Below are 20,645 nucleotides of genomic sequence, written 5' to 3' on the forward strand. Positions count from 1 at the left end.
TCGCACACGCCGGAGACCACTGCCGTCTTCTTGATCTTCTTGGCCGTGGACATGACCGTCGCGAGCACGTCCTTGGCCGTTGCCTTGCCGCGCACGACTTCGAGCAGCTTCATCACGTTGGCGGGGCTGAAGAAGTGCATGCCGACCACATCCTGCGGACGCTTCGTGAAGGCGGCAATCTTGTCGACGTCCAGCGTGGAGGTGTTCGACGCCAGGATGGCACCGGGCTTGGCGACGCGGTCCAGTTCCTTGAAGACTTTTTCCTTGACGCCCAGTTCTTCGAACACCGCCTCGATGATGAGGTCCGCGTCCTTCAAGTCGTTGTAGTCGAGCGTGGTGCTCAGGAGCGCCATGCGCTGCTCGTACTTGTCCTGCTTGAGCTTGCCCTTCTTGACCTGGGATTCATAGTTCTTCTTGATGGTGGCGATGCCGCGATCGAGCGCCTCCTGCTTCATTTCGAGAATCTTGACGGGGATGCCCGCATTCAGGAAATTCATCGAGATGCCGCCGCCCATGGTGCCCGCGCCGATCACGCCGACGGACTTGATGGCGCGCTGGGGCGTGTCTTCCGGCACGTCCGGAATGCGAGAAGCCGCGCGTTCCGCCATGAACAGGTGTCGCAGCGCCATCGATTCGGGCGTGAACATCAGCGCCGTGAAGATGCGGCGCTCTTCGGCCATGCCGTCGTCGAACTTCATCTTCGTCGCGGCTTGGACTGCGTCGACGCACTTCAACGGCGCCGGATAGTTCTTCGACATGCCGCCCACCATGTTGCGCGCGAACGCGAAATACGCGTCGCCCTGCGGGTGCTTGCATGGCAGGTTGCGCACCAGCGGCAGTGCCTCGCCGGTCTTGCCGGCAACGGATTTCGCGAACTCGACCGCTTCATCGAACAGGGACTCTGCCGATCCGGCGAGCTTGTCGAACAGCTTCTGGCCGGGCAGCGAAGCGAGCAATTCGCTCTTGACCGGCTCGCCGCTCACGATCATGTTGAGCGCGGTTTCGACGCCGAGCACGCGCGGCAGGCGCTGCGTGCCGCCGGCACCGGGGATGAGCCCCAGCTTGACTTCGGGCAACGCAATGCTGGTGCCCGGTGCCGCGACGCGGTAGTGACAGCCGAGCGCGAGCTCGAGACCGCCACCCATGCACACGGAGTGGATCGCGGCGACGATCGGCTTGGTCGACGCTTCGAGCGCGAGGATGACGCTCAGCAGGTTCGGCTCTTGCAGGGCCTTCGGCGTGCCGAATTCCTTGATGTCCGCGCCGCCCGAGAAAGCCTTGCCGGCACCGGTGATGACGATCGACTTGACGGCCGGATCGTCGATCGCCTTGGCGAGACCGTCGGTGATGCCGATGCGTGTCGAGAATCCGAGGCCATTGACCGGGGGGTTGGTCATGGTGATCACGGCGACATCGCCGAGCACTTTGTATTCAGCCGTCATGCTGCGTTCCTTTGGGATGGGAGAGGATCGAAAAAACCGGTCTTCGAAAGCCATGGCACCCTCGGCACCACAACCTTCGCACTTAAAAAGCACGAGTGTTCTTTTTTTGGTGAAATTCTAGGCGTTTCGCATGCGTGGGCAACAGCCCCAAGTCGCTGCGGAGACAAATTCATTGCAGCCCCTCACCCCCACGACCTGCCCCAATCCCAGAAATACCGCGGAACCGGCTTAGCAGGGCCGCTGGTATTGCCCCCGGTAGGGGGTAGGCGAAGCGACACGAAGTGCGCGAAGCCTGGGGGCGAGCTAGACCTCCAGCCATTCCTTGCGAGTGGCAGCGTCTGCGCGGAGCGAATCAGGCGTGCCATCGAAGACGATGCTTCCGTGGCCCATCACCAGCGCGCGGTCCGAAATCTGCATGGCGATGGTCAGCTTCTGCTCGATCAAAAGCACCGACACACCCTTGTCCTTCAGGGTGCGCAGGTACTCCCCCACCAGTTCGACGATCTTCGGCGCGAGACCTTCGGTCGGCTCGTCGATGATGATCAGATCAGGATCGCCCATCAGCGTGCGGCAGAGCGTCAGCATCTGCTGTTCGCCGCCCGACAGGACGCCTGCTTCGGTGTGCTGGCGCTCCTTCAGCCGCGGGAACATGGTGTACATGTCTTCGAACGACCAGCGACTGCCCTTGCCCTTGCCTTTTTGTCCGAGCAGCAGGTTCTGATGCACCGTCAGCTTCGGAAAGATGTCGCGGTTCTCGGGCACATAGCCGATGCCCTGGTGAGCAATCTCATACGCCTTGCGGCGCAGGATGTCCTGCTCTTTCCACTGCAGAGTGCCTTCGGCGTGAACGAGGCCCATGATGGCCTTTGCCGTGGTCGAGCGCCCGGAGCCGTTGCGGCCCAGAAGTGCCACGATCTCCCCGGGGCCAACGTCAAACGAAACACCATGCAACACATGGCTCTTGCCGTAATAGGCGTGGATGTCGTGAAGCTTCAGCATGTCAGTGTCCAGCCCCTTGCGCATCGGCGACCGAGGAGCCCAGGTAAGCTTCCTGGACGCGCGGATTGGCGCGCACGGCGGCCGGTGTGTCGAACGCGATGACCTCGCCATAGACAACCACCGCGATCTTGTCGGCCAAGCCGAACACCACGCCCATGTCGTGCTCCACCGTCAGCAGCGTCTTGCCGACCGTGACCTGCTTGATCAGCGCGATGAAGTGCGACGTCTCGGTCTTGCTCATGCCGGCAGTCGGCTCGTCGAGCAGGATGACGTTGGCGCCGCCGGCAATGGTGACGCCGATCTCCAGCGCGCGTTGCTCCGCATAGGTGAGGTTCACCGCGAGCACGTCGCGCTTCTTGTCCAGGCCGACCTGGTGAATCAACTCCTCTGTGCGTTCGTTCGCATCGTCGAGCCTCGACAGAAAGCGCAGGAAGCTGTAGCGATAGCCCAGGCTCCACAGAACGCCGCAGCGCAGGTTCTCGAAGACGCTGAGCTTCGGAAAGATGTTGGTGATCTGAAAGCTGCGCGACAGCCCGAGCCGGTTGATCTCGAAGGGCTGCTTGCCGTCCACGCGCTGGCCGTTCAGCAGCACTTCGCCACTGGTGGGCGCGAGCCTCCCGCTGATCAGGTTGAACAGCGTCGACTTGCCCGCCCCGTTGGGGCCGATGATGCCGATGCGGTCGCCGGCCTCGATGGCCAGGTCGACACCGCGGATGATCTCCGTCTTGCCGAAGCTCTTGCGCAGGTCTTTGAGTTCGAGTGCGCGGGTCATGCCGCTTCCCTCCGCTTGATCTCGGCTTCGATTTCTTCTTGCGCATGGCCCCAGGCGCGGACGAAGCGGCGCCGCACGATCTCGAACAGACCCAGCCCGACGAAGAACAGCGCCGCGGCGGTCGTCCAGCTCGTGCTCGATGAAGTGTCGAGCGTCAGCCCGGCGAAGGGCAACTCGGGCCCCAGCGCTGCGTTGAGTTGCATGTGATAGATCATCTCGACAATGGCAGCGGCACCCGCGACCATGAGCGCGCCCGTGGCGATCAGGCCCACATAGAGCGCCCAGAAGCGATGGAACTTGCCGAACTTGGCGACCCGCAGGTTCATCATGATCAGGCTGGCCACGCCACCCGGCGCGAACATCACCATGAAGAGGAAGACCAGGCCCAGGTACAGCAGCCAGGCTTTGCTCAGTTCGGAAAGCAGCACCGAGGCGAACACCAGCAGCACCGCGCCGATGATCGGCCCGAAGAAGAAGGTCGCCCCGCCCAGGAAGGTGAAGAGCAGGTAGCCGCCCGAACGGATGCCGCTCAGGCTGTCCGCTGCGTTGACGATCTCGAAGTTGATCGCTGCCAGCCCGCCGCCAATGCCCGCAAAGAAGCCCGCGATGATGAACGCGAAGTAGCGCACGCGCTGCGTGTTGTAGCCGATGAAGGCCACCCGCTCGGGGTTGTCGCGCACTGCGTTGAGAATGCGGCCGAGCGGCGTGCCCGTGAAGGCATACATCAGCCCCGTGCAGATGAAGCAATACACCGCGATGAGGTAATACACCTGCATCTGCGGCCCGAAGGTGAACCCGAGAAACGGCGTGCCATAGACGCGGTTGGTCGTGATGCCACCTTCGCCGCCGAAGAAGCTCGGGAACATCAGCGCCATCGAAGCCACCAGTTCGCCGATCCCGAGGGTGATCATCGCGAAGGTCGTGCCGGCCTTCTTCGTCGTCACGTAGCCGAACAGGATGGCGAAGACCATGCCGCCGAGGCCACCCACGAGCGGGATCAGCACAAGCGGGACCGGAACGCTGCCTTTGGCTGCGAGGTTCATCGTGTGAATGGCAATGAACGACCCCATGCCCACATACACCGCATGACCGAAGCTCAGCATCCCGCCCTGCCCCAGCAGCATGTTGTAGCTCAGGCAGATGATGATGAGATAGCCGATCTGCGAGAGCATCGTGAGCGCGAGGCTGCTCTTGAAGACCAGCGGCGCCACGATCAGCGCGATCGCGAACACCGACCAGATCACCATGCGCGAGACGTTCGATGGCTTGGCGCGCTGATACGGCCGCGCCGCTCTGCTATCGCCGACTGCTTGAATGGGTTGTGTATTCTGCTGATTCATATCAGTGCTCCACCGCGTGAGGCGGGACCCACGACGCGTGAGACTGGCGTAGTCAAGGCCGGGAATACCGCGGAACCGGCTTTGCCGGGCCGCTGGTGTTGCCCCCGGCAGGGGGTTGGCGCAGCGACACAAAGTGCGCGAAGACTGGGGGCGAGCTTCATCCTAGTCTTCCCGCGTGCCGAGCAGACCCTTGGGCCTGAAGATGAGCATGAGCACCAGGAACAGGTAGGGAAGAATCGGCGCAACCTGCGAAATCGTGAGGCGAAGCAACTCGTAGCCTGGCGTCTGGTCCGTCACCGTGAGTCCTAGCATCTGAAGTCCACCCGCGAAGGATTGATCCATCGCGACCGCGAAAGTCTGGATGATGCCGATCAGCAGCGACGCGAGGAACGCACCCGCCAGCGATCCCATGCCGCCCACAACCACGACGACGAAGATGATGGAGCCGACCGACGCGGCCATGGCCGGTTCGGTGACGTAGGTATTGCCGCCGATCACCCCGGCAAGGCCGGCAAGCGCCGCCCCCCCGCCGAAGACCAGCATGAAGACGCGCGGCACGTTGTGTCCGAGCGCCTCGACCATCTCGGGATGCTTGAGTGCCGCCTGGATCACAAGCCCGATGCGCGTGCGCGTCAGCAGCAGCCACACGGACAGCAGCATCAGCATCGCGACGAGCATGATGAAGGAGCGCGACTTCGGAAACTGCGTGCCGAAGAGCGTGAAAAGTGGACCCTGCAACTGGGTCGGCAAGCCATACGGCACGGTGGAGCGACCCCACACCAACTGCACGACTTCGAGGATCAGGTAGGAAAGCCCGAAGGTGACGAGCAGTTCAGGGACATGGCCGAACTTGTGGACGCGGCGCAGGCAGTAGCGCTCGAAGGCTGCGCCAAGCGCGAACACGATCAACGGCGACAGGATCAGCGCCGGCCAGAAGCCGATGACCTGCGAGATGCTGAACGCGAAGTACGCGCCCAGCATGTAGAAACTGGTGTGAGCGAAATTCAGCACGCCCATCATGCTGAAGATCAGGGTCAGGCCAGAGCTCAGCATGAACAACAGCAAGCCGTAGCTGACGCCGTTGAGCAGCGAGATGACGAAGAATTCGACGTTCATCGGTCCTTGGGATCGCTAGGAAAAAAAAGAGGCCCGAGTTTTGAAGTCGGGCCTCGACCGGTCAATGTGCTGTCATCGAATCAGGGGCTGGGCCGCTTCATCTGGCACGTCGTGGGCGTGCTGGCGACATAGGCGTCGTAGTACTTCACAGGTGCGAGCGTGTAGCCGGTGTTCTCAGGGCTGTAGGGATACTTGGCGCTCGCCTTTTCCCAACGTGCAATGTAGAGGCCCTGCTGCATCTGGTGATCGGACTTGCGCAGTTCGACGTCACCGTTGAAGCTCTTGAAGCGCAGGCCCTCCATGGCCGCGGCGACCTTCACCGGGTCGGTCGACTTGGCCTTCACGAAGGCCTCGGTCAGCGCAGCGAACACGGTGTAAATGTCGCTCGTGTAGAGGTCGTCGTTGAACTTCTTCTTGAATTCGTTGGCGTATCTCTGCATGTCGCCGCCCATGTTGTAGTGGGCGTAGCCGACCTGGTAGACCTTGCCGTCCGAAGCCGCGCCCATGGCGGTGGGCGTGCCGGTCGTCACGGCGTAGTAGGTGTAGAACTTCACGTTCAGGCCGGCGTCGTTGGCGGCCTTGATCAGGAGCGCCAGGTCGGAACCCCAGTTGCCGGTGATCACGGTGTCGGCGCCCGACTGTTTGATCTTGGCGATGTACGGTGCAAAGTCGCGCACCTGGGCCAGCGGATGCAGGTCGTCGCCGACGATCTCGATGTCAGGACGCTTGGCCTTGAGGTCTTCCTTGGCGTACTTGGAGACCTGCTGCCCGTGCGAATAGTTCTGGCCGATGATGTAGACCTTCTTGATCTCCGGCTGTTCCTTCATGTAGGTGGTCAGCGCTTCCATCTTCATCGACGTGTCGGCGTCGAAGCGGTATTGCCAATAGCTGCACTTGGAGTTGGTCAGCTCGGGGTCGACCGCAGCGTAATTCAGGTAGAGCGCTTCCTTGCCCGGATTGCGCGCGTTGTTCTTCTCGAGCGCATCGATGATCGCCAGCGCCGGGCCGGAGCCGTTGCCCTGGACGATGTAGCGCGCGCCCTGGTCCATTGCAGAGCGCAATGCGCTCGTGGTTTCCTGCGGGCTGAGCTTGTTGTCGATGCCGATGATCTCGAACTTCACGCCTGCGGCGTTCTTCTTGTTGAACTCCTCGGCAAAGAACTGGAAGGTCTTGAGCTGGTTGGTCCCGACCGCTGCCATCAGACCCGAGAGCGGATCGAGCCATGCGATTTTGACGGTTTCACCCTTTTGAGCGAAGGCGCCGGTGGCGCTCGCTACAAGGATGGCGGCAGTTGCAATTTTCAGAGCGAACTTCATTGTGAGTCTCCTGGGTCAAGCTGTCGGAATGCGGCACGAGATTACAAGTGTTTGGAACCTCGCCCGTCAGGGAATGCCCGTAAGGGAACCGCCGGGAAGGCGGTTTCTATCACTCATGCGACACGGTACAAGCCGTTGGTGCTACCGGCCGGTAGAACGGCCTCATCAGACGGTCGGAAGCCGGTAATCGCGCAGTTGCTCGCGCAGGCGCGTCTTCAGGATCTTGCCGGTCGCACCGATCGGAATCGCATCCACGAACACCACGTCATCGGGAATCTGCCACTTGGCTGTCTTGCCCTCGTAGAAGGCCAGCAGTTCGTCGCGCGAAACCTCGCTTCCGGGCTTCTTCACGATGGCGACGATGGGCCGTTCGTCCCACTTGGGGTGCGCGACGCCGATGCAGGCCGCCATGGCAACACACGGATGCGCCACGGCGATGTTCTCGATGTCGATCGAACTGATCCATTCGCCGCCGGACTTGATCACGTCCTTGCTGCGGTCGGTGATCTGGAGAAAGCCGTCGGCGTCGATGGTTGCAACGTCGCCGGTCGGGAACCAGCCGCGGCCGTTTTCGTCGGGCATCAGCGGATTGCCGCCTTCGCCCTTGAAATATTCCTTGACCACCCACGGCCCCTTGACCAGCAGGTCGCCATAAGCCTTGCCGTCCCAGGGCAGTTCCTTGCCGTCCCCGTCGATGATCTTCATGTCCACACCGAAGATCGCCCGGCCCTGCTTCATGCGGATGGCGGTCTGCTGCTCGGGCGACATGTCGAGGTGCTTGTTCTTCAAAGTGCAGAGCGTGCCCAGCGGCGACATCTCGGTCATGCCCCAGGCGTGCAGCACTTCCACGCCGTATTGCTGCTGGAACGCGTTGATCATCGCCGGCGGGCATGCGGAACCGCCGATGACCGTGCGCTTGAGCGTGGAGAACCTGAGCCCGTTGGCCTGCAGGTGCCCCAGCAGCATCTGCCAGACCGTCGGCACGCCGGCGGCGACATTCACCTTCTCGGCTTCGATCAAGTCGTAAACCGATTTGCCGTCCAGGGCCGGTCCGGGGAAGACCACCTTGGCGCCGACCAGAGCGGCCGAGTACGGAATGCCCCAGGCGTTGACGTGGAACATCGGCACCACGGGCAAGATCGAGTCGCGCGCCGAAAACATCATCACGTCGGGCAAGGCCGCGGCGTATGCATGCAGCAGGGTCGAGCGATGACTGTAGAGCGCCGCCTTTGGATTGCCGGTGGTGCCACTCGTGTAGCACATGCTCGACGCGGAGTTTTCATCGAAGCTCGGCCACGCGTAGTCGGTGGAGCGCTGGCTCATCCACGCCTCGTAGCTGACGAGATTGGGGATGCCGGTGTCCGCTGGCAGCTTGTCCGCATCGCAGAGCGCGATCCATTTGCGCACGGTCGTGCACTTGGCGTGCACCGCCTGGATGAGCGGAAGGAAGCTCGTGTCGAAGCACAGGATCTGGTCTTCGGCATGGTTGGCAATCCACGCGATCTGATCGGGGTGCAGCCGCGGATTGATCGTGTGCAGCACGCGACCGGAGCCGCTCACGCCGTAATACAGCTCCAGATGGCGATACCCGTTCCAGGCGAGAGTTGCCACGCGGTCGCTGAACAGCAGCTGCTCATCGTCGAGCGCATTGGCGACCTGGCGGGAGCGGGACGCGATCTCTTTCCAGGTGGAGCGATGGATGTCGCCCTCCACCCGCCGCGAAACGATTTCCGCGTCGCCGTGATGGCGCTCTGCGAACTCGATCAGCGACGAGATCAGCAATGGTTGGTCCTGCATCAAACCCAGCATCTAGTGGCTCCTTGTTGAATGGGCTTCTTGAAAACGGGGCGCCGAAGCGGCGATCCCTTACCGCCCGAGGTTCGCCGATGTTGTGCACCGCACACAATGACACAAACCCGCAGTTGCAGGCTGCGGTGCCCCCGTGCGGGGCAGGTTTATTGCGCCTGTTGCGCGTGGATGCGGGCGGCGTCTGGACTGGCATCGAAGACGATCTTCGAGGGCCAGGGCGCCCAGTGGGTACCGAGCTCCGGCGTGTTCGGATCGCCAGTGCGGAGGAAGGCGGCGATGCTCGCGATCATCGCGTCCGACAACGCCAGGCGGCCGGCGCTGTTGGCAACGCTGTTCGTCACATTGGAAAACAGCGACGGTCCGAAATTTCCGAAGACGAAGGCAAGATCCAAAACGTGCGCCGCACCGTAGACGGCGTCCCACGGCGCCGGCTCCTGCGCCCAATCGAACTGGTAATGCCAGATGTTCGCCTGCTGCGTTTTCAGGGTGTCGAGCAGGTTGTCTCGGCTGCGCATCATGAAGCTTTGCGTGATCCTGCCGGTCATCGCGTCGTAGCCGGTATCCGGCTTTTCCACCGGCAGGTAGGACGGATCGATGAGGTCGGCCGCGGTCAGGCTGCCCGGCGCATCCGGATCGAAGTTCTGCATCATCGTGAAGCGCGTGGCGTCGTCGATCTTCAGTCCGGGCTTGCCGCCGAACAGCGTCAGGAACTGCGAGAACAGCTTTCCCTCGTCGCGCGTGACGCCGACGACCATGGGCACCCTGGCGTAGCGCCCGGCCGCGAGCGCTGCAATCGGGTCGGTCGGCAAGACCGCGCCATCCGGAATCGGCCCGGAGCCCGTCAGGCCCTTGGCAAGGACGGTGTTCAGGATCGCTTTTCCGTCCAGCGATCGCATGAACGCGGCGATTTGCTCATTCGTCTGGCTGGCGGCCAACGCCCCGGCGGCATCCAGGTCGGCCGCCTTGCCGTCAGCTACCAGAAGATTCAGCAGCAGCGCGTGGCCTTGGGCGAGGTAGGCCGACGCAGGCATCAGCGTCGGCAAGCTGCCTTGCGGCAGGTTGCTGGGGAGCGAAATCCCGCCGCTCAGTGGCATCGCCTTGTGAATGAGCCCGGCCGACAGGGGCGAAGCGATCAGCGCCAGCAGATTGATGGCCCCAGCGGACTGCCCCATGGCCGTGACATTGCCCGGATCGCCCCCGAAAACGGCGATGTTCTGCTGGATGTAGCGCAGCACCGCCAGGTTGTCGAGGAGCGCGAAATTGCCGGAGTCGTCGCCTTCCGATCCGCCGACGCGCAACTGCGGCATGTTCAGGAAACCGAAGATACCGAGCCGGTAGTTCGCCGTGACGACCACGGCGTTCGCCTTGCGTGCCAGGTTCGCGCCGTCATAGAGCGGGTCCGCGCTGTAGCCAGAGATGTTGCTGCCGCCATGGATGAACAGCATCACCGGCAACTTTTCTTCGATGCCAGCGGGGCGCCAGATGTTGAGCGTCAGGCAATCCTCGCCGCCGACAGGTGTGTTCAGCGTGCTGGCGATGGTCGCGTCGCACGTGTTGTTGGCGCCCGGCCCGTAGATGCGGCCGATCTGCAGGCTGGCATGGCCGAATTCGCGGGCCTGGCGGATCCCGGTCCACGGTGCCGGCTCGATGGGAGCGCGCCAGCGCAGATCGCCAACGGGCGGCTGGGCGAAGGGAATGCCCTTCCAGAAGTAGGTACCGCTTCCGGCGGTGTCGTCGACGCCTTCGAGCTTGCCTTGCGCCGTAGCGCGCACCATGAGTCCGTCCATGGGCGCGACGGTAGCACCATTCCCCTTGGAGTTTGGGGGGCTGGGTCCGGTGCGGGACAATCCGCGCATGAGCATGCTTGCAGACGAAGCCGAAGTCATTGACCTCGGCCTGCGCTGGGTCCCCGGCTTTTCACGCCTGGGCTCCCAATTCTTCACCGAACTCCGCCCTCGACCGCTTCCGGAGCCCTACTGGGTCGGCCGCAGCCTGGCCGCCGCGCGCGCACTCGGACTCGACCCCGCGTGGCTCGAATCCGACGAAGGGCTGGCGGCTTTCACCGGAAACGCGCCAATCGCCGGTACTCGGCCGATCGCCACGGTCTACAGCGGGCACCAGTTCGGCGTCTGGGCGGGCCAGCTCGGCGACGGCCGGGCGATCCTGCTCGGCGAAACCACGAGCGGCCTCGAAGTCCAGCTCAAGGGCAGCGGACTCACGCCCTACTCCCGCATGGGCGACGGCCGGGCGGTGCTGCGCTCCAGCATCCGCGAATTCCTCTGCAGCGAGGCGATGCACGCGCTGGGCATCCCGACGACCCGCGCCTTGTGCGTGACCGGTTCCGACGCGCGCGTACGCCGGGAAGAGCTCGAAACCGCGGCCGTCGTCACCCGCGTCGCGCCGAGCTTCGTTCGCTTCGGACACTTCGAGCACTTTGCGGCCAACCAGCGCGACGAAGAACTTCGCGCCCTGGCCGACTTCGTCATCGATCGCTACTACCCCGCTTGCCGGACGACCGATCGCTTCAACGGCAATGCCTACGCCGCCCTGCTCGAAGCAGTCAGCGAGCGCACGGCCGCCCTGCTGGCGCAGTGGCAGGCGGTCGGCTTTTGCCACGGCGTGATGAACACCGACAACATGAGCATCCTGGGGCTCACCATCGACTACGGGCCGTTCCAGTTTCTCGACGGCTTCGACCCCGGCCACATCTGCAACCACAGCGACACCGCGGGCCGCTACGCGTACAACCAGCAGCCCAACGTCGCTTACTGGAACCTTTTCTGCCTCGCCCAGGCGCTGCTGCCGCTGATCGGCGAGCAGGACGTGGCGGTTGCGGCGCTGGAGTCGTACAAGACCGTCTTCCCGAGCGAATTCGAGTCCCGCATGCGCGCCAAGCTGGGTTTGGCGGAATCAGCCGAGTCCGATCGCGCGCTCATCGAAGGCGTGCTCAAACTGCTCGCACAGGAAAAGGTCGACTACACGATCTTCTGGCGCCGACTTTCCGGGCTTGTGGCAGGCGACAATCCCGATGTCGTCCGCGATCTCTTCATCGACCGCGCCGGCATCGACGGCTGGCTGTCCTCGTATTCGGAACGCCGTGCGGGCATTCCGGCGGCACAGTCGGCCGACCTCATGACCAAGACCAATCCCAAGTTCGTGCTGCGCAACCACTTGGGCCAGCAAGCCATCGAAGCCGCGCAGCAAAAGGACTATTCGGGCGTTGCCACCTTGCTCGGGCTGCTCGAAACCCCATTTGAAGAGCATGCCGGCCACGATGCCTTTGCCGGTTTTCCGCCCGACTGGGCTTCCACGATTGAAATCAGCTGCTCATCATGACCACACCCATCCAGAAGACCGACGCCGAATGGAAAGCCCTGCTCGCGGAGAAAGGCGCTGAACCCGCCGCTTTCGAAGTCACCCGGCATGCCGCGACGGAGCGCCCTTTCACCGGCAAGTACGAAGCCCACTGGGACGACGGCACCTACCATTGCGTCTGCTGCGGAGCCAAGCTGTTCGAATCGGCCACCAAGTTCGATGCGGGCTGCGGCTGGCCCAGTTTTTCGCAAGAGGCAGTGCCTGGGGCGATCCGCAACATCGTCGACCGCTCGCACGGGATGGTCCGCACTGAAAACGTGTGCGCCAATTGCGGTGCGCACCTCGGCCACGTGTTTCCGGACGGCCCCACCGAAACCGGCCTGCGCTACTGCATGAACTCGGCCTCGCTGGATTTCCAGAAGCGCGAGACCGACTGACCCACACCATGAAACTGATCCTCGACTTCTTCCCGATCCTGCTGTTCTTCGGCGCGTTCAAGCTATACGACATCTATACCGCCACAGGCGTCCTCATGGCCGGCACGGTCATCCAGATGGCGATCATCTGGTTCACCGAGCGCAAGCTGCAGCCCATGCAGAAGGCGACGCTGGTGCTGATCCTGCTTTTCGGAACGCTCACGCTGGTGCTGCACGACGACCGGTTCATCAAGTGGAAGCCGACCGTGCTCTACGGCGCGATGGCTTTGGCGCTCGGCGTGGCGCTGTGGGTCTTCAAGAAGAACTTCCTCAAGATGTTGCTGGGTGCGCAACTCGAATTGCCCGGCAACATCTGGGGTCGCCTGAACGTCGCCTGGATCGCCTACTGCGTCTTCATGGCGGTGCTCAACGGCTATGTGGCGGCGTATTTCAGCACCGAGGCCTGGGTCAACTTCAAGCTTTGGGGCTATGCGTTTCCCATCGTCTTCCTGATCGCGCAGGGCTTGTATATCTCGCCCCATCTCAAATCCGACGAGCCGGCCGCATGACCCTTCCCACGCCTGCCGATCTCGAAGCGCGGCTGCGCGACGCTTTGGCGCCAACGCATCTCGAAGTGATCGACGAAAGCGCTGCGCACGCCGGTCATGCGGGTGCCAACGCCGAGGGCTACGGCACGCATTTCCGGGTTCGCATCGCCTCGCCGATGTTCGCCGGCAAGCCGCGCGTGGCGCGCCATCGGCTTGTGTATGATGCGCTGCAACTTTTCATCGCACAGGGTCTTCACGCGATTGCCATCGAAACGCTTTGATGCGTTCTTGATCACACCCGCCGCCCCGTGCGGCCAAAGATTCCCCCCTTTTTTATCCCAGCGTTTTTCGCTCCCCCTATGAAGAAACACATCTTGCAGGCCCTCGCGGCCGCCGTGCTCGTTGGCGCGGTTCCTCTCGCGGCGCTCGCGCAGAACGCAGCCATCGTCAACGGCAAGCCCGTGCCGAAGGCGCGCATGGACGTGCTGGCACAGCAACTGGCCGCGGCAGGCCGCCCGGTCACGCCGGAGATGCAAGGGCAACTGCGCGAAGAAGTGGTGACCCGGGAAGTCTTCATGCAGGAAGCGCAGAAGCAAGGTCTCGACGCGACGGATGACTACAAGAATCAACTCGAACTCGCGCGCCAGGCCATCCTGATCCGCCAATTGTTCGAAAACTATCGCAAGTCCAATGTCGTTTCGGATGCCGACGCGAAAGCCGAATACGACAAGTTTGCCGCCGCCAACAGCGGCAAGGAATACAAGGCTCGTCACATCCTCGTCGAGACCGAAGACCAAGCCAAGAAGATCCTCGCCGACCTGAAGAAGGGTGCCAAGTTCGAGGACATCGCCAAGAAGCAAAGCAAGGACCCGGGTTCGGGCGCCAATGGCGGCGACCTGGATTGGGCTTCGCCGTCGAGCTTCGTGCCCGAATTCTCCGAAGCGATGATCAAGCTCAACAAGGGCGAGACCACGGCTGCACCGGTGAAGACGCAGTTCGGTTATCACATCATCCGCGTGGACGATGTTCGCCAGGCGCAGTTGCCGAAGTTCGATGAAGTGAAGCCGCAGATCGTGCAGCAGCTGCAGCAGCAGCGATTGCAGAAGTATCAGGAAGAACTGCGGGCCAAAGCCAAAGTTGAGTGATTGACTCGCCCCCAGGCTTCGCGCACTTCGTGTCGCTTCGCCTACCCCCTGCCGGGGGCAACACCAGCGGCCCGGCGGAGCCGGTTCCGCGGTGTTCCTTGAATAAGAAAAGCGGCCTTTGGGCCGCTTTTTTGTTGGGTACGATCCTCGGCTCTCCTTCCAAGGAACACCCCTGAGGCTGCCATTGAGGCGCATCCATGCGTATTGAACCGATCGTCCGCTTCCGGGAATGAACCGTTCCGGTCGGCAAGCGCCGTCCGAATCAAAATCGGCTGCGGAGCGCGCCGAGCGAACGAGGCATGGCATGACCCCAGGAGCATATATCGGAGCGGTACTTGTTGTGCTTGCCACTATGACGCCTGCCCATGCCCGCACCGAAGTCATGGGTGGTGGCCCGTCCCACCGTGGCGTGTCACACCGACCGGTCGAGAGCACCGAGTCGCCCGACGATGACTCGAATATCGCGAAGACCGAGGCCACGGTGAGCCCCGGAGGGGCAATTTACAACCCCTTCGCCGACGCATCCAAATCCAACAACCCGCCTGAAGCCACTGCGAAGCCATCCTCGGATGCCGACAACGCAGGCGTGAGTCTTGTGGTTGCAGCGGCGCTCGCGGGTGTCGCCGTGTTCGCGTACATCCTGCGTCGCGCCATGCGCGCCCATTGAGGGTCCTGTCGCCACCGCCCGTGCCAGGCGAACGCCGTGCGGGCTTTTGCCGACATGGGTATTGAACCGATCGTCCGTCTCCGCGAATGAACCGTTCCGGTCGGCAAGCGCCGTCCGAGTCCATGTCCCGATCTGCTTGGAGGCAACCATGAATATCCGACCGTCGTCGACCGCCCGTCAGCTTCGCCTCAGTCGCGTTGCCGGCGCCTGCCTTGCCGCCGTGTGCGGCATCGGCCTGTGGAGCGTCGAGGCTTGCGCAGCGCCGAACCAGCCGCCGCCGCCTTGCCATCCGAACCCGCATGCCAGGGCCGACGGCGAGGCCGTCGAGCAACGCGGCGACGTGCGGCATCTACCGGATCCATTGAGGGAGCGCCTGGAGGCGTTGGCCGAGCGTCCGCATTCTGCACTGCCGACCCAGGCCTACGCCGAAGCCGATCAGGCGAGCCAGCTGTTCCAGTACTACCTGCTCGACACCACAGGCTTCGAGCCGAATCCGTTCACCAGTCGGTTCCCAGGTGTCAACGACCAGGTGCAGTTGACCGCCACCGGATTCGACTGCGGTCTGTCCACGATCGGAGCGGTGAGGCTCGTTGTGGAACCCAAACCGGGGCTGCCGACCGACCCGACCGACGTTCGTGCGTTCATCGACATCTTCACCGACCTCTCGGGCTTGTTCGTCATCAACAACGAAAGCGGCTGGTACGAAGGCTGGATGATTCACGATCTCCGCGTCGCACCGGTGGCTGCACCGGCGTCCGGCAGGCCGGCGTTCGGCACGATCACCGCGGAGGACGCTGCCGCGCTGAAAGCAATGGGCGGTGGGCACAATGTGCCGGGCCAATTCTTCACGATGGACGGGCGCGACGTGCATTTCCCAAGCGCCAATGACCAGTTCCCGAGCCGGCAGACCAACGTCGTGCCGATCCAATTGAGCATGGGGGCGTACAACTGCCTGCAGCAAAGCGACTGCCATTCGTACTGGGAATTCAACTACACGACGAACTGGACCCATCCGACCTATGAGCTGCCATTCACCGGCGGCTTGCCGGGCAGCTTCGAGGCCGGCCAAGTCGGCGCACTGTCCTCACTCGTGCCGGGGTCGGGCCCCGCCGGCATGAAGAACAACCCTTTGACCTATGGCGACAACCCGAACACCCTCGGCACGCTGATGGGCAGCGGACCGCGCGACCCTGACAGGTTCGACGGGGAAGCCGACGCACAGCGCGAGTACCGGATGCGATTCATCCCGAGCGGCTTGGCGCACGAGATCTACCTCGATGTCTACGAGCGGGTCAGGTCCTTCGAGCCGGGTACGCCGTTCCCGCAGCGCTTGTTCGACGCGTACGCGATCGAAGTGAAGCGCGTCGACACCAATGGCGACGGCGTGATTTCGGCCGTTGAAGGCGACGTCGACACGGCCTCCGATGGCTTCGCGGACAACACACGGCTGTTCCTTCCGCCAACCTCTTTCGACCGCTTCGCGGTCACGCGTGAGATCAACGACGGGATGCTGGCACCGCGCTTTGCCCCGAGCCAGAGAGGCTGGGTGCTGAGCGGAAGCCAAAAGTCCGTGCGCCCTGCGGTGCCCGCATCCGAAGGCCGCGATGGTGACGATCGTTGATGTCGCCCTGGCTCCGACAGCCTGGGGGTTCGCTTGGTTAGCCTATCCACTTTCGCGCGTTGCGCCAGATTCGCATCCAGGGGCTGAACTCGCTTTTGTCGCCGGAGGTCCAGCTCATCTGGATGCTGCGGAACACTCGTTCGGGGTGGGGCATCAGGGCCGTGAAGCGGCCGTCGGCGGTGGTTACTGACGTGAGGCCGCCTGCGCTGCCGTTGGGGTTGAACGGGTAGCGCTCTGTGGGCTGACCATGGTTGTCGACGAAGCGCATGGCGGCGATGGCTTTGGCTGGGTTGCCGCGGTGCTTGAAGTTGGCGTAGCCCTCGCCGTGCGCGACCGCGATTGGCAGACGGCTTCCGGCCATGCCGGCGAAGAAGAGGCTGGGTGAATCGAGAACCTCGACCATCGACAGGCGCGCTTCGAAACGCTCGCTCTGGTTGGTGGTGAAGCGTGGCCAGTCCTCGGCGCCGGGGATGATCTCGGCGAGTTCGGCGAACATCTGGCAGCCGTTGCAGACGCCCAGCCCGAAAGTGTCGGTGCGGCCGAAGAAGCCTTTGAACTGCTCGGCAAGCTTCGGATTGAAGGTGATGCTGCGCGCCCAGCCGATGCCGGCACCCAGCGTGTCGCCGTAGCTGAACCCGCCACAGGCGACGACCCCCTTGAAGTCCGCGAGGTCTGCCCTGCCCGTCTGAAGATCGGTCATGTGGACGTCGAAAGCCTCGAAGCCGGCTTCGGTGAAGGCGTAGGCCATCTCGACGTGCGAATTGACGCCCTGCTCTCGAAGAATGGCGACCTTCGGCTTTGCGAGATTCAGGAAAGGCGCGGCGACGTTTTCGGCAACGCCGTCCGCAAGCCGCACGTGCGCGCCCGGGTCCTGCGGGTCGCCGGCTGCGGCGTGTTCGGCATCGGCGCAGTCGGGGTTGTCGCGCTCGCGGCAGATCTTCCAGCTGACGGAATCCCACACCTGGTGCAGATCGCTCAGGTTTGCGCTGAAGACGGACTTGGCGTCGCGCCAGACTTCGACCTTGCCCTTGCCGGCGTCCATGGTGGACGCAGCTGGGCGGGTCTTGCCGACGAAATGGCTGTGGGCACTCAGCCCGTGGGCGCGCAGGATCTGCATGACTTCGTTGCGATCCGCCGTGCGCACTTGCAGCAGCATGCCGAGTTCTTCGTTGAAAAGCGCCTTGAGCGTGAGTTCCTCGCGGCGCGCGCTGACTTGTCCGGCCCAGTTCTTGGCATCACCGTATTCGGCGCGGCTGTCGCTGATGCCGTCGCCTTCGGTGACCAGCAGGTCGACATTCAGCGCCACGCCGACGTGCCCAGCGAAGGCCATTTCGCAGGCGGCGGCGAACAGGCCGCCGTCGCTGCGGTCGTGCATGGCGAGGATCTTGCCCTCCGCGCGCAGTGCGTTGACGGCAGCGACCAGTTTGACGAGGTCTTGCGGATCGTCCAGATCGGGGACGGTATCGCCGCTCTGTTCGAGCGTCTGCGCAAGGATGCTTCCGGCCATGCGGTGCTTGCCATGGCCGAGGTCGATGAGGACCAGCGTGCTGTCGGCCTCTTCGGCATCTAGCTGCGGCGTGAGCGTGCCGCGCACATCCGTCAGCGTTGCGAAGGCGCTCACGATCAGGCTCACGGGCGAAGTCACCTTCTTCTGGGTGCCGCCGTCCTGCCATTGGGTTCGCATCGACAGCGAATCCTTGCCGACCGGAATCGAGATGCCGAGCGCCGGACACAGTTCCATCCCGATGGCCTTGACGGTCTCGTAGAGCGCCGCATCCTCGCCGGGCTCGCCGCAAGCCGCCATCCAGTTGGCCGACAACTTCACGCGCGACAGCTCGATCGGCGCGGCAAGCAGGTTCGTGATGGCTTCGCCCACCGCCATGCGGCCGGATGCGGGGGCGTCGATGGCAGCCAGCGGCGTACGCTCGCCCATGCTCATCGCCTCGCCGGCAAATCCCTTGTAGTCGGCCAGCGTGACGGCGCAGTCGGCCACCGGCACCTGCCAGGGGCCGACCATCTGGTCGCGGTGCGTCAAGCCGCTGACGGTGCGGTCACCGATGGTGATGAGGAAACGCTTGGACGCGACGGTGGGATGCGACAGCACGTCGATCGCGGCCTTCTGCAGATCGACGCCGGTCAGATCGAGCGGCTTGAAGCGGCGCTCTACGGTCTTGACGTCGCGAAGCATCTTGGGTGGCTTGCCGAGCAGGACATCCATCGGCATATCGACCGGCTGCGCCTCGGCGCTTTCGTCGCCCACCAGAAGCTGGCGCTCTTCGGTCGCGACGCCCACCACGGCAAACGGGCAGCGCTCGCGCTCGCAGAAGGCTCGAAACTGATCGAGCGACTCGGGCGCAATCGCCAGCACGTAGCGCTCCTGGCTCTCGTTGCACCAGATTTCCTTGGGCGCCATGCCGGATTCTTCGAGCGGCACGGCGCGCAGGTCGAAGCGCGCACCGCGCCCCGCGTCGTTGGTCAGTTCCGGAAAGGCGTTGCTCAGGCCGCCAGCGCCCACGTCATGGATCGCCAGGATCGGATTCGCATCGCCCTGCTGCCAGCAGTGGTTGATGACCTCCTGCGCGCGGCGTTCGATTTCGGGGTTGCCGCGCTGCACCGAATCGAAGTCCAGTTCGGCCGCATTGGCGCCCGTCGCCATCGAGCTCGCGGCACTGCCGCCCATGCCGATGCGCATGCCGGGTCCGCCAAGCTGGATCAGCAACGCGCCGGCCGGGAACTGGATCTTCTTGGTCTGGTCGGCGTCGATGCTGCCCAGCCCGCCGGCGATCATGATGGGCTTGTGATAGCCGCGCTGCACCGTGCCGCCATCGCTCTCGACAGCCTGCTCGTATTCGCGGAAGTAGCCGAGCAGGTTCGGCCGGCCGAATTCGTTGTTGAAAGCGGCCCCGCCCAGCGGACCTTCGGTCATGATCTGCAGCGGGCTCGCAATGTGATCCGGCTTGCCGTAGCTGCCGTCCTTGGGCCAGAGCTTCGACACCGTGAAGCCGGTCAGGCCCGCCTTCGGCTTGGAGCCGCGGCCCGTCGCGCCTTCGTCGCGGATTTCGCCGCCGGCACCCGTCGAGGCGCCTGGAAACGGCGAAATCGCCGTCGGATGGTTGTGCGTCTCGACCTTCATGAGCACGTGGCTCAGCGCGTCCTGCTTGGCGTAGGCGCCGGCGTCGGACGCTGCAACGAAGCGCTCGATGCGCGTGCCTTCCATGATCGACGCGTTGTCGGAATAGGCGACGACGGTGTGCTGCGGGTTCTGCCGCTCGGTGTGGCGGATCATCGAGAACAGGCTCTGTGGCTGCGGCTGGCCGTCGATGATGAAGTCGGCGTTGAAGATCTTGTGGCGGCAGTGCTCGCTGTTGGCCTGCGCGAACATCATCAGTTCGACGTCGCTCGGGTTGCGGCCCAGGCGGGTGAAGGCGTCGACGAGGTAGTCGATCTCGTCCTCGGCAAGGGCAAGGCCGAAGGTCTTGTTGGCTTGCACCAGCGCGGCGCGGCCGCCGCCCTGCACGTCGACCTGTGCCATCGGCTGGGCCGGCAACTCCGCGAAAAGACCGGCGGCCTGGTCGAGCCGGGCCAGCACCGATTCCGTCATGCGGTCGTGCAGCAGATCGGCGACGGCGGCGAGCTTGTCGCCTTCGAGAGTGGCCGCCTTGCCCAGCGCCTTGTCGAGCAGCGGTGCTTTCAGCGTCAGGTGGTATTCGGTGACGCGTTCGACGCGGCGCAGTGCAAGGCCGCAGTTGTGCGCGATGTCCGTCGCCTTGGAAGCCCACGGAGACACAGTGCCGAGGCGGGGTGTCACGATCACTTTCGGGCCCGACCTGCCCGGCGCGAAGAAGGGTTCGCCGTAGCCCAGCAGCGCCGCAAAGCGCTCCTTCGCCGAAACGTCCAGCGCGGAATCGGTGACGACGAGATGGACGAAACGGGCGCTGAGCCCCTCGATTCGGGAGTCGACCGCCTGAAGCTTCGGCAGCAGTTGCTGCGCCCGGAATTCGCTGAGTGCGCTGCCGCCCTCGAAGAAAGTCACCACAGGTGCAACGGAATGGAGGGGCGGTTTCACGGGCAACGTCACGTTCGGATCGGCCGGTCGGCCGCGTTGGGAATGAAGAAAATGAGGCGGCAACCGCTGACTG

16 protein-coding genes are annotated in these 20,645 nt (G+C 63.7%); 7 read left to right on the forward strand and 9 right to left on the reverse strand.

Annotation, left to right across the window (positions count from 1 at the left end):
* The 8 genes from AC1DSF_RS06085 to AC1DSF_RS06120 form a co-directional block, all read right to left on the reverse strand.
* Positions 1-1,442, reverse strand: a 1,442-nt coding sequence (locus AC1DSF_RS06085; protein ID WP_478126332.1) for a 3-hydroxyacyl-CoA dehydrogenase NAD-binding domain-containing protein, incomplete at its 3' end; no start/stop codon positions are given.
* Between the two features lie 303 nt (positions 1,443-1,745).
* Entirely contained in the window at positions 1,746-2,441 is a 696-nt protein-coding gene (locus AC1DSF_RS06090; protein ID WP_478126333.1) for an ABC transporter ATP-binding protein, read from the reverse strand.
* Between the two features lies 1 nt (position 2,442).
* Complete coding sequence (locus tag AC1DSF_RS06095) at positions 2,443-3,213, reverse strand: ABC transporter ATP-binding protein (RefSeq protein WP_478126334.1); 771 nt, start codon at positions 3,211-3,213, stop codon at positions 2,443-2,445.
* Complete coding sequence (locus AC1DSF_RS06100; RefSeq protein WP_478126335.1) at positions 3,210-4,553, reverse strand: branched-chain amino acid ABC transporter permease; 1,344 nt, start codon at positions 4,551-4,553, stop codon at positions 3,210-3,212. The genes AC1DSF_RS06095 and AC1DSF_RS06100 overlap by 4 nt, the downstream gene beginning before the upstream one ends.
* A gap of 162 nt (positions 4,554-4,715) precedes the next feature.
* Positions 4,716-5,669 carry a branched-chain amino acid ABC transporter permease gene (locus AC1DSF_RS06105; protein ID WP_478126336.1) on the reverse strand — a complete coding sequence of 318 codons (954 nt, stop codon included), beginning with the start codon at positions 5,667-5,669 and terminating at the stop codon, positions 4,716-4,718.
* A gap of 80 nt (positions 5,670-5,749) precedes the next feature.
* A complete protein-coding gene (locus AC1DSF_RS06110; RefSeq protein WP_478126337.1) occupies positions 5,750-6,985 on the reverse strand; it encodes a branched-chain amino acid ABC transporter substrate-binding protein in 1,236 nt (411 codons plus the stop codon).
* 165 nt (positions 6,986-7,150) lie between these two features.
* Entirely contained in the window at positions 7,151-8,794 is a 1,644-nt protein-coding gene (locus AC1DSF_RS06115) for a 3-(methylthio)propionyl-CoA ligase (protein ID WP_478126338.1), read from the reverse strand.
* 146 nt (positions 8,795-8,940) lie between these two features.
* Positions 8,941-10,581 (reverse strand): carboxylesterase/lipase family protein, encoded by a 1,641-nt coding sequence (locus AC1DSF_RS06120; protein WP_478182461.1) that lies wholly within the window; start codon positions 10,579-10,581, stop codon positions 8,941-8,943.
* A gap of 67 nt (positions 10,582-10,648) precedes the next feature.
* Here AC1DSF_RS06120 and AC1DSF_RS06125 point away from each other — a divergent pair, with 67 nt between their 5' ends.
* The 7 genes from AC1DSF_RS06125 to AC1DSF_RS06155 all read left to right on the forward strand — a co-directional run bounded on the left by AC1DSF_RS06125 (position 10,649) and on the right by AC1DSF_RS06155 (position 16,506).
* Entirely contained in the window at positions 10,649-12,130 is a 1,482-nt protein-coding gene (locus AC1DSF_RS06125; protein ID WP_478126340.1) for a protein adenylyltransferase SelO, read from the forward strand.
* Positions 12,127-12,546: a peptide-methionine (R)-S-oxide reductase MsrB gene (msrB, locus tag AC1DSF_RS06130; RefSeq protein ID WP_478126341.1), complete on the forward strand. Its 420-nt coding sequence runs from the start codon at positions 12,127-12,129 to the stop codon at positions 12,544-12,546. The genes AC1DSF_RS06125 and msrB overlap by 4 nt, the downstream gene beginning before the upstream one ends.
* A gap of 8 nt (positions 12,547-12,554) precedes the next feature.
* Positions 12,555-13,094 carry a septation protein A gene (locus tag AC1DSF_RS06135; RefSeq protein WP_478126342.1) on the forward strand — a complete coding sequence of 180 codons (540 nt, stop codon included), beginning with the start codon at positions 12,555-12,557 and terminating at the stop codon, positions 13,092-13,094.
* Positions 13,091-13,354: a BolA family protein gene (locus AC1DSF_RS06140; protein ID WP_478126343.1), complete on the forward strand. Its 264-nt coding sequence runs from the start codon at positions 13,091-13,093 to the stop codon at positions 13,352-13,354. The genes AC1DSF_RS06135 and AC1DSF_RS06140 overlap by 4 nt, the downstream gene beginning before the upstream one ends.
* Before the next feature lie 78 nt (positions 13,355-13,432).
* Positions 13,433-14,218, forward strand: a complete 786-nt coding sequence (locus tag AC1DSF_RS06145) for a peptidylprolyl isomerase (protein ID WP_478126344.1) — start codon at positions 13,433-13,435, stop codon at positions 14,216-14,218.
* A 304-nt stretch (positions 14,219-14,522) separates the two neighbouring features.
* Positions 14,523-14,885 carry a hypothetical protein gene (locus tag AC1DSF_RS06150; RefSeq protein ID WP_478126345.1) on the forward strand — a complete coding sequence of 121 codons (363 nt, stop codon included), beginning with the start codon at positions 14,523-14,525 and terminating at the stop codon, positions 14,883-14,885.
* A gap of 148 nt (positions 14,886-15,033) precedes the next feature.
* Positions 15,034-16,506 carry a hypothetical protein gene (locus AC1DSF_RS06155; protein WP_478126346.1) on the forward strand — a complete coding sequence of 491 codons (1,473 nt, stop codon included), beginning with the start codon at positions 15,034-15,036 and terminating at the stop codon, positions 16,504-16,506.
* 37 nt (positions 16,507-16,543) lie between these two features.
* On the opposite strand, the gene purL is transcribed toward AC1DSF_RS06155, so the two are convergent.
* Entirely contained in the window at positions 16,544-20,572 is a 4,029-nt protein-coding gene (purL, locus tag AC1DSF_RS06160) for a phosphoribosylformylglycinamidine synthase (protein ID WP_478126347.1), read from the reverse strand.
* Positions 20,573-20,645: the final 73 nt, after the last annotated feature.

The sequence above is a fragment of the Variovorax sp. 01N429 genome, assembly GCF_056399425.1.

Coding starts and splice junctions, on each gene's coding strand:
- AC1DSF_RS06090 (WP_478126333.1), bottom strand. CDS start 2,441: ATGCTGAAGCTTCACGACATCCACGCCTATTACGGCAAGAGCCATGTG.
- AC1DSF_RS06095 (WP_478126334.1), bottom strand. CDS start 3,213: ATGACCCGCGCACTCGAACTCAAAGACCTGCGCAAGAGCTTCGGCAAG.
- AC1DSF_RS06100 (WP_478126335.1), bottom strand. CDS start 4,553: ATGAATCAGCAGAATACACAACCCATTCAAGCAGTCGGCGATAGCAGA.
- AC1DSF_RS06105 (WP_478126336.1), bottom strand. CDS start 5,669: ATGAACGTCGAATTCTTCGTCATCTCGCTGCTCAACGGCGTCAGCTAC.
- AC1DSF_RS06110 (WP_478126337.1), bottom strand. CDS start 6,985: ATGAAGTTCGCTCTGAAAATTGCAACTGCCGCCATCCTTGTAGCGAGC.
- AC1DSF_RS06115 (WP_478126338.1), bottom strand. CDS start 8,794: ATGCTGGGTTTGATGCAGGACCAACCATTGCTGATCTCGTCGCTGATC.
- AC1DSF_RS06120 (WP_478182461.1), bottom strand. CDS start 10,581: ATGGACGGACTCATGGTGCGCGCTACGGCGCAAGGCAAGCTCGAAGGC.
- AC1DSF_RS06125 (WP_478126340.1), top strand. CDS start 10,649: ATGAGCATGCTTGCAGACGAAGCCGAAGTCATTGACCTCGGCCTGCGC.
- msrB (WP_478126341.1), top strand. CDS start 12,127: ATGACCACACCCATCCAGAAGACCGACGCCGAATGGAAAGCCCTGCTC.
- AC1DSF_RS06135 (WP_478126342.1), top strand. CDS start 12,555: ATGAAACTGATCCTCGACTTCTTCCCGATCCTGCTGTTCTTCGGCGCG.
- AC1DSF_RS06140 (WP_478126343.1), top strand. CDS start 13,091: ATGACCCTTCCCACGCCTGCCGATCTCGAAGCGCGGCTGCGCGACGCT.
- AC1DSF_RS06145 (WP_478126344.1), top strand. CDS start 13,433: ATGAAGAAACACATCTTGCAGGCCCTCGCGGCCGCCGTGCTCGTTGGC.
- AC1DSF_RS06150 (WP_478126345.1), top strand. CDS start 14,523: ATGACCCCAGGAGCATATATCGGAGCGGTACTTGTTGTGCTTGCCACT.
- AC1DSF_RS06155 (WP_478126346.1), top strand. CDS start 15,034: ATGAATATCCGACCGTCGTCGACCGCCCGTCAGCTTCGCCTCAGTCGC.